This window comes from Phyllobacterium sp. MT110, from assembly GCF_058792715.1.
This window is the reverse complement of sequence record NZ_JBXAFE010000001.1, coordinates 1,470,897-1,485,105: the sequence shown is the minus strand read 5'-3', so window position 1 is coordinate 1,485,105 and position 14,209 is coordinate 1,470,897. Positions and strand designations below refer to the sequence as shown.

Genomic DNA, 14,209 nt, shown 5'->3' with positions numbered 1-14,209 from the left:
GCATGGGAGTTCATGCAAGGGAATTCAGGCCTGGCGTCTTGTCATCGACAGGACGGAGCCGGGTGTGCCTGCATCAGACAGTGCGGCAGCGCGGGCAACATCGATGCCCGTTGCAACCACCGATACCCGGAATACGCCTTCCAGCGCATCGTCAAAGGTCGCGCCGAGAATGATGTTGGCCTGATCGTCGACTTCTTCGCGGATACGGGTTGCGGCTTCATCGACCTCGAACAGGGTCATGTCGCGTCCGCCGGAAATCGATACCAGGACGCCCTTGGCACCCTTCATCGATTCCACGTCGAGAAGCGGATTGGCGATTGCAGCTTCGGCGGCCGCCTGTGCACGGCCTTCGCCGGTGCCTTCGCCCGTTCCCATCATGGCGCGGCCCATGTCGCGCATGACCGAGCGCACGTCGGCAAAATCCAGATTGATCAGGCCTTCGCGGACCATCAGATCCGTGATGCAGGCCACACCGGAATAGAGAACGCGGTCGGCGGTGGCAAAGGCATCGGCAAAGGTCGTGGACGCATTGGCGACGCGGAAAAGGTTCTGGTTGGGGATGACGATCAGCGTATCGGCGCTGTCGCGCAGTTCTTCCAGACCTTCTTCAGCCATGCGCATGCGGCGCGTGCCTTCGAACGAGAATGGCTTTGTCACGACGCCAACCGTCAGGATGCCGGCCGAGCGGGCTGCGCGGGCAATGACCGGCGCAGCGCCGGTTCCGGTGCCGCCGCCCATGCCTGCCGTCACGAAGCACATGTGCGTGCCGGCAAGGTGATCCATGATTTCGTCGATGCTTTCTTCCGCAGCAGCCCGTCCGATTTCCGGATGGGAGCCTGCGCCAAGCCCCTGCGTCACATTGGCGCCGAGCTGGATCAGCCGGCTTGCCTTGGACATGGCCAGTGCCTGGGCATCCGTATTGGCCACAATGAACTGCGTGCCCTGCAGGTTTTCACGGATCATGTTGTTAACCGCATTGCCGCCGCCGCCGCCGACACCGAACACGGTGATATTCGGCTTCATCTCGGAAATTTCCGGCTTCTTGAGGTTAATTGACATCGTGCAATCCTTATTCCCGGCCGATGGTCTGTATCGGCGTGCAGGTACGTAATGTTATGACGGAGCTCACTCGGAGAATCAAAGCCTCTCCGTACCCCAATGTCCGGCAAAGAATCAGACAGCGGGTTTCGGCGCAAGCCCTGAAATGGCATATCGCCCGGATGGGTTGTCAAAAGTATGTCCGGAACGACGGGCGAACGGACATCGCGGATGCAATGTCCTTGAGATTGACGCAATAGTTCACGAAGGAACCATCCCGGCACTCTGATGTTTCCCTCCACAGTTTCTGATCAGGAGAATTGGCCTATGGAACTTGATCCCCAAAACGCTGTCACCGCCATACAGACCGGTATTCACCAGGCAAGCGCGCTTGTTGTCACCTATTCATTCTCGGTCCTTGGCGCCATATTGCTGCTGGTGATCGGCTACATCGTTGCCGGACTGGTGGAACGCTGGCTTTATGCCGGATTGGGGAAGGTCGGCGGATTCGACCTGACGCTGCGCCGCTTCTTTTCAAAAATCGCCCGCTATGCGGTTTTGGGACTGGTGGCGGTCATGGTGCTCGGCCAGTTCGGCATTCAGACCGCGTCGGTCATTGCCGCCATCGGCGCTGTCGGCCTGGCCATCGGCCTTGCCCTGCAGGGAACGTTGCAGAATATTGCGGCCGGGATCATGCTCCTCGCCTTGCGGCCGCTGCGTATCGGGGAATATGTCGAAGTCGGCAGCATTTCCGGCACGGTGGAGGAAATCGGGCTGTTTGCCACCCGCTTGCGGGCTGCGGACGGTGTCTATGTCCTCGCGCCCAATTCAACCCTTTGGACCCAGCCTGTCAAAAACTACACGCGCAACGGTGTCCGCCGCAATGATATTACACTCGGGGCCGATCATGGCGAGGATATCGACCGGATGCGCAAGAGCCTGGTGGCGCTGACCGCCAATGACAAGCGCATCTTGCGGGATCCGGCCCCGCAGGTCTTCGCCTCGGATCTCACGGATGAATCCATGGCCATCACCCTGCGATACTGGACATCGGCGAGCGACTTCGCTGCGGTGAAAGCCGATTTGACCATGGGAACGGGAGAACTGTTCTACGACAAGAAGCCGGCAGATCAGCAAGCCTCGGGCATTTGAATGGAACAACATCCCTCGCTTGGCGTTTCCCTTGGTGACCATGCATTTCAACAATGTTCTTTGGGAGGCTATCATGTTTAAACATTTTGCTATTGCAGCCATTGCGGCGGCGACAGTCCTGTCGGCAGCCCCGTCTTTCGCGCAATCACTCGAAATCGGGCCGGGCGGTGTGCGTCTTGTCGAACCGGGTGCCGAGCGGCCCATGCGGCGCGGCATGGATATCAGCGAGCGTGAAGCAGTGCGGATCGCCCGCGCCGAAGGTTTGCGCAATGTGGATAACATAGACCGGACGAGGTCCCGTTTCATCGTGGAGGGGACTGACCGGCGCGGCAATGATGTTCGCGTCAGCGTCGACCGGCGCACGGGCGAAGTGATTTCCGTCGACTAGCGGGCCCTTCGATCCGTATCTGACGATTTGTTGACTTGAATTGCTGCGGATTGGCGGCTAGGACAGCCATGCACAGGACGACCTGTGTCATGGTTGCGCATGGGGACGGCCCCGTTATCTCGATTGAAGGAGATGATGGTGTCCCACACCGGACTGAATTTTTCCTATTTGACTGTCGCCGTTCCAGCCAGCTCCCATCGTCAGACCGGGCGAGGTCTGTGATGGCTGGCCCTATCGAACAATTCGAAATCAAGCCGCTCGTCCGCCTGGCCGAGATCGCGGGCCATGAGATCAGCTTCACCAACGCGTCCGCCTATATGGTCCTGACCGTTGCTGTTTCCAGTGCGTTCCTGATGATGTCCATACGCAAACGCAGGCTCAATCCGGGGCGTCTGCAGTCCACGACGGAGATGCTGTACGAGTTCGTCGCCGGCCTGCTCCGGCAGAATGCGGGCGAACAGGGGATGCGGTTCTTTCCGTTTGTCTTCTCGCTGTTCATGTTCATCCTCGTGGCAAACCTGATCGGCATGTTTCCCTATGCCTTTACGGTGACCAGCCAGATCATTGTCACCTTTGCCCTGGCAATTCTCGTTTTCCTCACGGTCACCATTTACGGCTTTTGGCGGCACGGCTTGAAATTCCTGCGGCTGTTCATGCCGGCTGGCGTGCCGGTTGTGCTCGCACCGGTGATTATCCCCATCGAGATCATCTCCTACCTGTCACGCCCGCTCAGTCATTCGGTGCGCCTGTTTGCGGTGATGCTGGCAGGACACATCACCCTGAAAGTGTTTTCCGGCTTTGTGGCTGATCTGGTTGACGCGGGTGGCGTCGGACTTCTGGCCGCCGTTCTGCCGCTGGCCATGGCCGTCGCCCTGACCGGTCTTGAACTGCTGATGTCCTTCATCCAGGCCTACGTCTTCGCCATGCTGACATGCATGTATCTGAACGACGCGCTTCATCCCGGCCACTAAAACCAATACCCATGTGAAAGGAACGATCATGGCATGGATCTATCTTGCCCTTGCTGGCCTGTTTGAGGTGATTTGGGCTTCCACAATGAAACAGTCCGATGGTTTCACGCGGCTTGTGCCGAGTGTCATCACCATCGTCACGATGATCATCAGCTTCGGCTTGCTCGCGGTGGCGATGAAATCCCTGCCGCTCGGCACCGCCTATGCCATCTGGACGGGCATCGGAGCGGTTGGCGCATTCCTTGTCGGCATATTCTTCCTCGGTGAAGCGGTCACGCTTTTCCGGCTTGCAAGCGTCGGCTTCATCGTTGCGGGACTGATTGGTCTGAAACTATCGACGCTGTAGGCAATGGTGCGGTATCGGTCGCCGGCGTTTCGGTGCGGACGTCAACCGGTGTCTGCACCGTCTTGCCGCGCATGTTCACGATCACAACCCCGGCCAGGATGAGCATGCCGCCAAGGACCGTGCTCATTTTCGGCGGTTCGCCGGCAATGAGCCAGGCGATCAGCATGGCGATGGGGGCAATGAGGTAGAGAAAGTTTCCGGCCCGGGCGACGCCGAACGTGCCGAGCGCATAGGCCCAGCAAACCAGACCGATTGCGGTGGGAAAAATGCCGAGGAAGCCGATCCAGCCCCGTACGGCAAGCGATGCATTGCCGGTTTGCGCGATGGCCTGCGACAGCCATGGCGAAAGCGCGAGCGCAGCTGATATAAACATGATGGCCGCCACATGCAGGGCACCATAGCGCGAAACCAGCTGGCGCTGCACCGTGAAGCCCGTTGCCGAGCACAAGGCAGCGCCGAGTACAAAGGCGGCACCTGAGTTCAGGGTCAGCCCGCCAGCCTGTGCGCTGGCTATCAAGCCAATGCCGATAATGCACAACAGGGTTCCGCCCCAGGCAATGGGCGGGAACCGCTCCTTCAGGAGCGCGACGGCGAATGTCGCCATCCAGAGCGATTCAGTCTTGATGAGGAAACTTGCTGCGCCCGCCGCGACGGTTTGCTGTCCGATATTCAGGAGAACGCTGTAACCGGCGCCGCCCACAATGCCACAACCGGCACAGAGCAGGAGATGCGGCAGCGGCATGCGGGTAGGGCGCTTCCAGACCAGCCATATCGCCGCCAGCAGTGCGGCGATGGCATAGCGGATCGATGCGAGTGGCAAGGGCTCCAGTTGTGTGAGCGCAAGCTTGATTGCGGGAAAAGCTGTCGCCCAGACGAGAATGGTCGTGGAGATAGCCAGGATCGGCAAAAGTGTGGGGCGGGATGAGGTCATGGGGAGACTGTAAAACACGTTCCAGACTTGACATAGAGTGCTGATATGGCGTGAGCTGTGAGAATGAAGCACAGCTCGGATCTTCCGTCTTTCGACGCCATACAAGCGGTTCTGTCGTCCAATCGCACCGGCTCGTTCTCCGGCGCCGCCGATGAACTCGATTTGACGCATGGAGCTATCAGCCGGCGCGTCGCCATTGTCGAGGCCTGGGCCGGGACGGCATTGTTCGAACGGCATGGGCGCGGGGTTCGCCTGACGATCGAAGGGCAACGGCTTGTGCGGCTGTTCGAGCAGGCGCTTGATCTGATCGATAGCGGGGCAGCCGAATGGCGGGAGAACCGCCAGCCCGAAACCGTCAGGATCAGTGTCCTGCCGTCCTTTGCGCGGCTGTGGATTTTGCCGAACCTTGGCAAACTGGAAGGCTCTCCACCCGATCTGCGGATCGAACTGGAGCTTGACCGCCGGTATGCGCCGCTCGGCGAGGTTGACGTGGCGATACGCTATGGCCGGGGTGACTGGAGCGATGGTGTGGCCATGCCGCTCTTCGACGAAGTCCTCCTTCCCGTCGCATCGCCCGAACTGGCTCTCGTCTTGGGAGATGAACCTGAGCCAGCCGATATTCTCCGCCATCCCCTGATTCACGACGCTTATCCCGATGCGTGGCGTATCTGGCTGGCCGAGCGCGGGCACCGGTATCGCCCGCGTCCGCAGGATCGCCGCTATCCGGATTATGATCTGGGTTTGCATGCGGCGGCCGCGGGAAGCGGTGTGGCCCTCCTGCGCGCGCCCTATGGCGAGGTATTCGTCCAAAACGGCAGCCTTGTGCCGATTTCCAGCGCTCCGGTAGCCAGCCAATTGAAATTCCATGCCATCACGGAACGGGGGAGCCAACGGCGTGCCGTCCGCACGCTGCTGGAGCGCATCCGCTGGCTCTCTTCGTCGTGATTGCGCCGTTGACAATCGAACGGCGCTTGGCGAGGCTTGGTCGGAGTGTTCAGATCATGCGAGGACGAACCCATGCCGACAACCATCGCCATCATCGGAGCCGGGGCCATGGGCAGCGCCGTCGGGCAACGTCTGATACAGGGCGGAGCCCGCGTCCTTTCCTTCACCGAAGGGCGAAGCCAACGGACACTGGATCGCGTCCGGGCGGCGGGCATTGAACCGGCAGCCATCGCCGATATCGCCGGGGCCGACCTGATATTTTCCATTGTTCCTCCGGCGGAGGCAGTCGGCGTCGCGCACGGGTTCGCGCCGGTTTTGTCGGCAGCAGGTGCCAAAGGCACCTTCATCGATTTCAACGCGATCAATCCGCATTCGATGCGCGAAGTCGCATCAGTTCTGTCCGGAACAGGGTGGGATATACTCGATGGCGCCATTATCGGCCCGCCGCCGAAACCCGATAATGCAGGACCGAAATTCTATGTGAGCGGCGGTGACGATGGGATTGTCAATCGTCTCAAGGCGCTCGGCCTGCGGACGCACCGCGTTGACGGTTCGATCGGTGCAGCCTCCGCCCTGAAGATGGTCTATGCCGGCATCAACAAGGGACTGGTCGGGCTTGGAACGACCATGCTGCTGGCCGCAGCCGGATCGGGTTCCGCGGCAAGCCTGCACGCCGAGATGGCGGAGAGCATGCCGGAGCTTCTCGCCCGTTTTCAACGCTCAATACCCGATATGTATCCCAAGGCCTATCGATGGGTTGCCGAGATGGAAGAGATTGCCGAATTCCTTGGACCTGACGATCCCGGCGCGGCGCTTTTTCAGGCCATGGCTGAGGTTTTTGCCAGGATGGCCGGTGATGAGAACGGCGATGGACGTCTCGCTTCAACGCTGGATGGTGTGCTTGCCGGGAAGTAAGCCGCAAGGCGAATGACACCTGACAGACAGGTGGTCAAGCATTTCAACCATATCGACAATTTAACACGCCGCACGCCCCATGATGGGTGACAAACGGAAATCCCGATACCATATCTTGAGAAGGACATGGTTCAAGGAGTATTCCGATGCTTTCCGTGTGGCGTGATATCGTCGTTTTCCTGGATGCCTCTCTCCCCGGCGAGAAAGTTGGTGCGCACGCGGCGCGCCTCGCCAAGAAGCATGGGGCTTATCTCGTCGGTGTTTACGGTTTGACGCGGGCCGCCTACGGCTCGGCATCCGAAAATTTTGCGCGCGGGTCGGAAGCAATCCGACAGGTGATCGTTCGCCAAAGAAGCGCTGATGAGAACAAACTGATCAGGTCGGGCCGGCACTTCGCCCGGATAACCGAAGCCGAGGGCGTCGGTTCCGAATTTCGTGTTGCATGGCAGGACAGGCTTGACGACCAGAACATGGTCCGCGGCCTGAATGCGGACCTGATCGTTGCCGCGCAACCGCCGCTGGGTGATCTTCCGATGAGCTGGTCGGCCGAACAATTGCTCCTTGCAACGGGAATTCCCGTTCTGGTTGTTCCGCGGGAGTGGGACGGAGGGACTATCGGTGACAAGGTGGTTATCGCCTGGAATGGCAGCCGCGAGGCGCGCCGGGCGGTTTACGATGCCATGCCGTTTATCGTGACGGCAAAGCAGGTCACGATACTGGTCATCGAAAACGGTCGCGCTGCGGTCGATTACAATCATGAGCCGGGCGCGGATCTCCTGAGTCATCTGGCAAAGCACGATGTGCCGGCAACCGTTCTCGTCGTTTCGTCAAATGAACCGGTTGCCCACGCGATTGTACGGGAAGCCCGTGGGGTAGGGGCAAATCTGCTTGTCATCGGCGCCTATAGTCACCCGCGCTCCACCGAAATCCTGTTTGGCGGCGTGACGCGATCGCTGTTGTCCAACACCGAACTGCCGATGCTCATATCGCGTTGAGCATTGCGTCAAAGCAATGGCGCTGAAGACGCCATTCTCCTATTTCGGCGTCAGCCGCAGCAGGCGGCCGTTGCTTTCGTCTTCGATCAGCCAGAGCGCGCCGTCCGGTGCCACGGCGACATCGCGGATGCGATGGCCAAGCACCCATCGGTCCGCTTCCCTGGCGCCGCCATTGGCGTCGAAGCTGATCCGCACGAAGCCCTTCTCAACCAATCCGCCGATAAAGGCAGAGCCTTTCCATTGCGGGAAGAGGTCGCCCTGGTAAAATGCAAGACCGGCGGGAGCGATGACCGGCGTCCAGTAGACAAGAGGAGCTTCGAATTCCGGGCGGGTATCATGGCGCGGGATGGGCGTTCCATTGTAATTGTCGCCGTTGGAGACAATCGGCCAGCCGTAATTCCGTCCCGGCTTCAGGAGGTTGAGTTCATCGCCGCCCTTCGGACCCATTTCATCCAGCCAGAGCCTGCCCTTGGCATCAAAGGCGAGGCCGTAGGGGTTGCGATGCCCCAGGGTCCAGATCTGTGCTCTGATACCGCCTTGCTTGGCCCAGGGATTGTCGGGAGGGGTTGATCCGTCGAGATTGAGCCGCAGCACTTTTCCCAGCGCCTGATCGGGGTCTTGAGCGGTGTCTGGCCGCATGCGATCCCCCGATGTGAGGAACAGGTGCCGACCGTCAGGGGAGAACGCGATGATTCCGCCGGGCTGGCCGCCGCTGCCCTTCGGCATCTGCCGCCAGATGACGTCGAGCCCCTTCAATGCGGCGGTCTTTCCGGCCAGCGAGAGTTCGGCGCGGGCGAGGGCGAGACTGCTGCCGCCAGCGCCCGGTTCCACATAGGTCAGGTAAATGACGGGTTTCTTTGCAAAATCCGGCGCGACCGCCACGTCGAGCAGGCCGTTCTGGCCGCTATAGGCCACTTTGGGAACGCCGCTTATCTCCGTCTTGCTTCCCTCGCGGGTAACGAGAAAAAGCCGGCCCGGCTTTTCCGTAACAAGCATGCGGCTATCGGGGAGAAAGGCTATGGCCCACGGCGTGTCAAAACGTGCAACGGTCGTTGCCGTGAAAGGCGTGGTGGTGCTCGGCGCATTCCTGCCCGCATTGACCGATGGGGCAGCCCATGCAATCGAGCTTGAACCAGCAATGCCAAGGATTGCAAGGACGACAGCTACAGCACGACGACTCATGAAAGCCCTCCAGTGAATGCCGGTTAATGCCTCATGTTGCACATAGGTGTGCTGTCGGCGGCATGCAAGCGCTGGCCAGCGGATAGAGGTTGGCGGTGGCTCAGTCGGCGCGGCGCCAGACCGAGACCTTGCAGATCAATCCGCCAAGGACGCAGCCGGACAGTTCTATGCCCTGGTCCGAAACCTTTGCCTTACCCGTATAGGTCTGGCCATTTTCGGTGTTGTAGAGGGTTCCGGAATAGGTTCCTTCGCCGTTTGGCTTCAACGTTACGGCCTGAATGCCGACAACTGGCCGGTTGCGCTTGGACGCATCGGGATTTTTCACATCGTTGACGGGCGCGCTCATCCAGACGACCGTGCCGCAAATCCCGGCGCCGCAGTCGCTGAGCCGAACCTTCGTGCGGCCGGTATCATTGACATAGGTTCCGGCAATATCCTGTGTCTCGGCGACGGACTGGCCAGTCAACGCCGCAAGAAAAAGACACGAGAAAATAGCGTTTCGCACAATCATCAATGGGTATCTCCTGGCCATCACGGGCCGTTGGGTTTGCAAGCCGGTTAACAACCGTATCCTGCGCACCCTTACAGGACAAGTATGGCATTCCTGTGCACACGGGGCGCGCGGCCGCCGCCACGAGGAGAACAAAAACAATCGGGCGTGCTCTCCGGTCATCCCGGGAGCGCCGCCTGAAAATATATTCTGTATCAATGGGTTAGAACTGTTCCTTTGCCAGGAACCATATCAGGTGTTGTATCGTCCAGCGCATAATCCTTTTTGCCCGAACCGCCGAGCGCCAGATATATGACCGGCGTCGTAAAGAGCGTGAGGATCTGCGAGACGACAAGTCCGCCGACGATGGCAATGCCAAGCGGCGTGCGCAGTTCCGCGCCGGGGCCTGTGCCGAGCGCCAGGGGCAATGCGCCGAGAAGGGCGGCCATGGTCGTCATCATGATCGGCCGGAAGCGCAGCAGGCAGGCCTGATGGATCGCCTCGGCCGGGGCCAGACCCTGATGGCGCTCGGCTTCAAGGGCAAAGTCGATCATCATGATGGCATTCTTCTTCACGATCCCGATCAGGAGAATGATGCCGATCATCCCGACGATGGACAGGTCCTGGCCGAACAGCAGCAGGGCCAGCAAGGCGCCGAGACCGGCCGAGGGCAGGGTGGATATGATCGTCAGCGGGTGAATGGCACTTTCATAGAGAACGCCGAGCACGATGTAGACCGCTATGACCGCCGCCAGGATGAGCCATGGCTGCGTGCTCAGGGAACTCTGGAAGGCCTGTGCCGTACCCTGGAACGTGCCGGTGACGGTGATCGGGAGCCCCGCCTTCAACTCCGCGGTGTGGATGGCGGTCACCGCGTCGCCGAGGGCTATGTTGGGCTTCAGATTGAAGGAGAGTGTCGTTGCGGGCATCGACCCCTGATGATTGATCGTCACCGGCGACACGGTTGTTTTCACCGATGCCAGCAGGCTCAGCGGAACGAGCTGGTTCAGCGTCGACGAGCGCACGAACAGATGATTGAGTGCATCGGTGGACAGGCTGTAGCGCGGGTCGACCTCGAGCACGATGTGGTTCTGGCTGACCTGTGTGAACTGGGTTGCGACCTGACGTTGTCCGAATGCATCGTAGAGCGTGTCATCGATGGCCTGAACACTCACGCCGAGACGCGATGCGGTGGCACGGTCGATGTTCAGTGTTGCGCTCGTGGCTTCGTTCTGCTTGTCGGAGATCACGTCCTGGACCTCGGGCAATGAACTGAGGGCCTTGGACATGACGGCGGCCCATTTGGTCAGTTCGTCCGTATCCTGAGCCTGAAGCGTGTACTGGTATTGCGATGCTGATGAGCGGCCGCCGACCTGAATATCCTGACGTATCCGCATGCCGAGGGTGAGCCCCTCCATGCCCGCGACGGCTTTCTTCAGGCGCGCTATGACCGCCTGGGCGGCGCTGCGCTGGCCGAACGGCTTCAGATTGATCTGGACCTGTCCCACGGCGGTGGAAGGGCTGGGGTTGATCCAGTAAGCCACATTGTCGACCGCCGGATCACGCATGATGATATCGCCAAGGTCTTGCATTTTGACAGACATCGCATCGAAGGAAATATCTGTTGCGGCCTGTGCCTGCGCCTGAATGAAACCCGTATCCTGTTCGGGCAGGAATCCCTTGGGGACGATGACGTAGAGCCACACCGTCAACACGAGGGTAATGCAGGTGACCACCAGCGTGATGTTGTGATGCCGGAGAACGAAATCCAGTCCACGGCCATAGGCGCGCGTGATCGAATTGAACAGCCGCTCGGACCAGTTGAAGATGCGCCCGTGCGATGTGTGTTTTTCGTCGCGGATCAGCCAGGCGCACAACATCGGCGTAACGGTCAGGGATATCAGGCCGGACATCAGGATCGCGACGCTGACGGTAACGGCAAATTCGCGGAACAGGCGCCCGACAATACCACCCATCAGCAGGATGGGGATGAAAACGGCAACAAGCGAAATGGTCATCGAGATGATCGTGAAATTGACTTCACGCGCGCCTTCGATGGCAGCCTGCAGCTTGGATTTTCCGTTTTCGAGGTGGCGCACAATGTTTTCGATGACGACGATGGCATCGTCCACGACAAAGCCGACGGCAATTGTCAGTCCCATCAGCGACAGATTGTCCAGACTGTAGCCGAGAAGGTACATGACGCAAAACGTGCCGAGCAGCGACAGCGGGATGGTTATGCTCGGAATGAGCGTTGCCCAAAAGTTTCGCAGAAACGAAAAGATGACCATGACGACGAGCGCGACGGTGATCAGCATCGTGATCTGCACGTCGAACACCGATGCGTCGATGATCTGCGTGCGGTCGCCGACGACTGACAGTTTGACGCCAGCTGGCAGCCCGGCTTCCAGTGCGGGCAACCTGGCCTTTATGTTGCTGATGGTTTCGAGAATGTTCGATCCGGCCATTTTGTGCACATCGATCATGACCGAGCGTTTCGTCTGCAGCCATGCGGCCTGTTTGTTGTCTTCAGGCCCCGCGATCACCTTGCCTACATCCTTGAGGTAGATCGGAGCGCCGTTGCGGTAGGCGATGATGGTGTTGCGGTAGGTCGGAACATCGACGATCTGGTCCGTGGCGTCGAGGACGGTGGTGCGGCCGTCGCCGCTGATCGAGCCTTTGGGTGTATTCACTGTCTGGCTGCCAACGATGCTGCGGACATCCTCCAGGGTGAGCCCGCGTGCGGCCAGTTTGTCCGGGTCGATCTGAATGCGCACGGAGGGACGCTGCGGTCCGTGAAAATCCACGAGCCCCACACCGTTCATCTGCGACACCTGCTGCGCAACGATGTCTTCGGCGTAGTGGTCGAGTTCGGTGAGCGGAAGGCGGTCGGAGGTCAAGGCCAGCGTCAGCACCGTGGCTTCGGCGGGATTGGATTTATGATAGGTGGGAGGGCTTGGCAGGCTCTTGGGCAGGCTGCCAGCCGCCGCGCCGATGGCCGCCTGGATATCCTGCGCCGCGGCGTTGATGTCCCGCGACAGATCGAATTCAATGGTGATGTTGGTTCGGCCCGAAGAACTGGTCGAGGTCATCTGATTGACCCCGGAAACATTGGAGAGCTGGTTTTCCAACGGCGTGGCGACCGACGTGGCCATGGTGTTGGCACTGGCGCCGGGAAGGGTGGCTTCCACCTGAATGGTCGGAAAGTCCACCTGGGGCAGCGAGGCGACGGGAAGCATGAAGTAGGCGACCGCGCCAAGAAGCATCATTCCCAGTGCAAGCAGACATGTTCCCACGCGGCGGCGGATGAATACCTCGGAGATGCTCATGGCTTTGTCTCCGCTGCGCTTGCAACATTCGGCTTGGCGTTCTTTGCCGAAATCGAAGCGCCGTCGCTCAGGCGGGATTGTCCGCTGACGACGATGTCCTGTTCCGGCCCGAGACCGGATTTCAAGGCGGTAAATCCGCCCGCAGTCACACCCGCTTCGACGGAAACGGTCGCCACCTTGTTGTCGGGCTTCACAACGAAGACGTACGGTCCGCTCTGCCCGTTCTGGATCGCCGAGGCGGGAGCGGCGACAACGTTGCGGTCCGTTCGTGTCACCACCCGCGCCGTCACCAGCTCGCCGGGCCACAGGCTCAGGTTTTCATTGGGAAAGGTGGCCTTCAGCTTGATCATGCCGGTATTCTGGTCCACCTGGCTGTCAATGGCGGTGATCTTGCCGTCAGCAAGATGCTGCCGGCCGTCACGGCTGTCGACGGCGACCGTCAGCTCGCCGCTGTTCTGGCTGGCCAGGAGGTCGGGAAGGTCGTCCTGCTGCAGTGAGAACTGGACTGCAATCGGTTTCATCTTGGTGATGGTCACGAGACCCGCGGCGTCCGATACATGAAGCATCGAGCCTTCGTCGACCAGCTTCAGGCCGGTGCGGCCGCTCACCGGTGCAGTGATCGTCGCAAATTCCAGATTGAGCTTGGCGGCATCGATGGCGGCCTGATCGCCGGCAATCGTTGCTTCCAGAATAGCCACCTGACCTTTGGCGGTATCGGCGATCTGGACTGCACCATAGCCCGAACTCGATAGCTTGGACGCGCGGTCATAATCGGCCTTTGCAACAATCAGCTGGGCACTGTCCTTGGCCAGCGTGGATTGGGCACGGGCGAGTTCAGCTTCATAAGGGCGCGGATCAATCCGGGCCAGCACGTCGCCGGCTTTGACATCCTGACCTTCCTGAACGGCCAGATTGAGCAGCTGGCCGTCGACCTTGGTTCGCACTGTCACGGTGGACAGCGCTGTCACGGTGCCAAGGGCGGAACGCTCAATCGACAAATCGCGAATGTCGGTTTTCCCGGTGGTGACGGGGATAGCAGTCGGCGCGGAAGCTGATTTTACCGGGTGACCGTTCAGGGACGGCCAATAGTGCTGTCCGGCGAAACCGGCTGCGGCCAGCACGACAAGGCCGCCGATCACAAAAAACCGGCGGCGGCTGCGGCCACCCGGCTTCGGCCCGGCGGGCTCGTTCAGATGACCATCGTCCTGACGGAATTCATTGGGGCCGCGGTTCAGCATGGGCAAGCACCAAGATAGGCAAAGGCGCAATCAACCGATAGCGAGCGTGCCGCGTGAGGAACAGATGGCGGCCCATGGGGTCGTTTTCGGCCAAAGTGCCCGATAGGCCAGAACCGGCGGGGGTTCTGTACAGAAACAACAGCGTCTAATTCCATCTTTGGCACCACCGAGGCAAGAAAATGCGGCAATCAATTTTGCTGCTGCCCCGATAATGGATGCCTGGTCATGCTCTCGACTTCGCGCGAACATGAAATGTATTTTAGAAAGTGCGTGCCGGGCACCGTGCGAG

General features: G+C 60.1%; 13 protein-coding genes. 7 read left to right on the top strand and 6 right to left on the bottom strand.

Annotated features, from left to right (window positions below):
- Positions 1-24: 24 nt before the first annotated feature.
- Positions 25-1,059, bottom strand: coding sequence for a cell division protein FtsZ (ftsZ, locus tag AC1Q5O_RS07740; RefSeq protein ID WP_223613037.1), 1,035 nt, complete (start codon positions 1,057-1,059; stop codon positions 25-27).
- Between the two features lie 306 nt (positions 1,060-1,365).
- On the opposite strand from ftsZ, the gene AC1Q5O_RS07735 reads away from it, so the two are divergent.
- The 4 genes from AC1Q5O_RS07735 (at position 1,366) to sugE (ending at position 3,895) form a co-directional block, all read left to right on the top strand.
- Positions 1,366-2,190, top strand: coding sequence for a mechanosensitive ion channel family protein (locus tag AC1Q5O_RS07735; protein WP_464660859.1), 825 nt, complete (start codon positions 1,366-1,368; stop codon positions 2,188-2,190).
- A gap of 73 nt (positions 2,191-2,263) precedes the next feature.
- Positions 2,264-2,578 (top strand): PepSY domain-containing protein, encoded by a 315-nt coding sequence (locus AC1Q5O_RS07730; RefSeq protein WP_288193173.1) that lies wholly within the window; start codon positions 2,264-2,266, stop codon positions 2,576-2,578.
- 221 nt (positions 2,579-2,799) lie between these two features.
- Positions 2,800-3,549 carry a F0F1 ATP synthase subunit A gene (locus AC1Q5O_RS07725; RefSeq protein WP_492562306.1) on the top strand — a complete coding sequence of 250 codons (750 nt, stop codon included), beginning with the start codon at positions 2,800-2,802 and terminating at the stop codon, positions 3,547-3,549.
- Positions 3,550-3,577: 28 nt separating this feature from the next.
- Positions 3,578-3,895 (top strand): quaternary ammonium compound efflux SMR transporter SugE, encoded by a 318-nt coding sequence (gene sugE, locus AC1Q5O_RS07720; RefSeq protein WP_223613041.1) that lies wholly within the window; start codon positions 3,578-3,580, stop codon positions 3,893-3,895.
- Here the strand turns inward: sugE and AC1Q5O_RS07715 are convergent.
- Positions 3,852-4,826 carry a DMT family transporter gene (locus AC1Q5O_RS07715; protein WP_492562305.1) on the bottom strand — a complete coding sequence of 325 codons (975 nt, stop codon included), beginning with the start codon at positions 4,824-4,826 and terminating at the stop codon, positions 3,852-3,854. The two genes, sugE and AC1Q5O_RS07715, sit on opposite strands and share 44 nt — an antisense overlap.
- A gap of 63 nt (positions 4,827-4,889) precedes the next feature.
- Here AC1Q5O_RS07715 and AC1Q5O_RS07710 point away from each other — a divergent pair, with 63 nt between their 5' ends.
- The 3 genes from AC1Q5O_RS07710 to AC1Q5O_RS07700 all read left to right on the top strand — a co-directional run bounded on the left by AC1Q5O_RS07710 (position 4,890) and on the right by AC1Q5O_RS07700 (position 7,681).
- Complete coding sequence (locus AC1Q5O_RS07710; RefSeq protein ID WP_492562304.1) at positions 4,890-5,771, top strand: LysR substrate-binding domain-containing protein; 882 nt, start codon at positions 4,890-4,892, stop codon at positions 5,769-5,771.
- A 72-nt stretch (positions 5,772-5,843) separates the two neighbouring features.
- Positions 5,844-6,686 carry an NAD(P)-dependent oxidoreductase gene (locus tag AC1Q5O_RS07705; protein WP_492562303.1) on the top strand — a complete coding sequence of 281 codons (843 nt, stop codon included), beginning with the start codon at positions 5,844-5,846 and terminating at the stop codon, positions 6,684-6,686.
- Positions 6,687-6,832: 146 nt separating this feature from the next.
- Positions 6,833-7,681 (top strand): universal stress protein, encoded by an 849-nt coding sequence (locus AC1Q5O_RS07700; protein WP_492562302.1) that lies wholly within the window; start codon positions 6,833-6,835, stop codon positions 7,679-7,681.
- Between the two features lie 39 nt (positions 7,682-7,720).
- On the opposite strand, the gene AC1Q5O_RS07695 is transcribed toward AC1Q5O_RS07700, so the two are convergent.
- The 4 genes from AC1Q5O_RS07695 to AC1Q5O_RS07680 all read right to left on the bottom strand — a co-directional run bounded on the left by AC1Q5O_RS07695 (position 7,721) and on the right by AC1Q5O_RS07680 (position 13,920).
- On the bottom strand, positions 7,721-8,863 hold the full coding sequence (locus AC1Q5O_RS07695; RefSeq protein WP_492562301.1) for a PQQ-dependent sugar dehydrogenase: 1,143 nt from the start codon (positions 8,861-8,863) through the stop codon (positions 7,721-7,723).
- A 100-nt stretch (positions 8,864-8,963) separates the two neighbouring features.
- Positions 8,964-9,374: a DUF2147 domain-containing protein gene (locus AC1Q5O_RS07690; protein ID WP_492562300.1), complete on the bottom strand. Its 411-nt coding sequence runs from the start codon at positions 9,372-9,374 to the stop codon at positions 8,964-8,966.
- Positions 9,375-9,568: 194 nt separating this feature from the next.
- The gene (locus AC1Q5O_RS07685) at positions 9,569-12,682 is read right to left on the bottom strand and encodes an efflux RND transporter permease subunit (RefSeq protein WP_492562299.1); all 3,114 of its coding nucleotides are present in this window, start codon (positions 12,680-12,682) and stop codon (positions 9,569-9,571) included.
- Positions 12,679-13,920 (bottom strand): efflux RND transporter periplasmic adaptor subunit, encoded by a 1,242-nt coding sequence (locus AC1Q5O_RS07680; RefSeq protein ID WP_492562298.1) that lies wholly within the window; start codon positions 13,918-13,920, stop codon positions 12,679-12,681. The genes AC1Q5O_RS07685 and AC1Q5O_RS07680 overlap by 4 nt, the downstream gene beginning before the upstream one ends.
- Between the last annotated feature and the right edge of the window lie 289 nt (positions 13,921-14,209).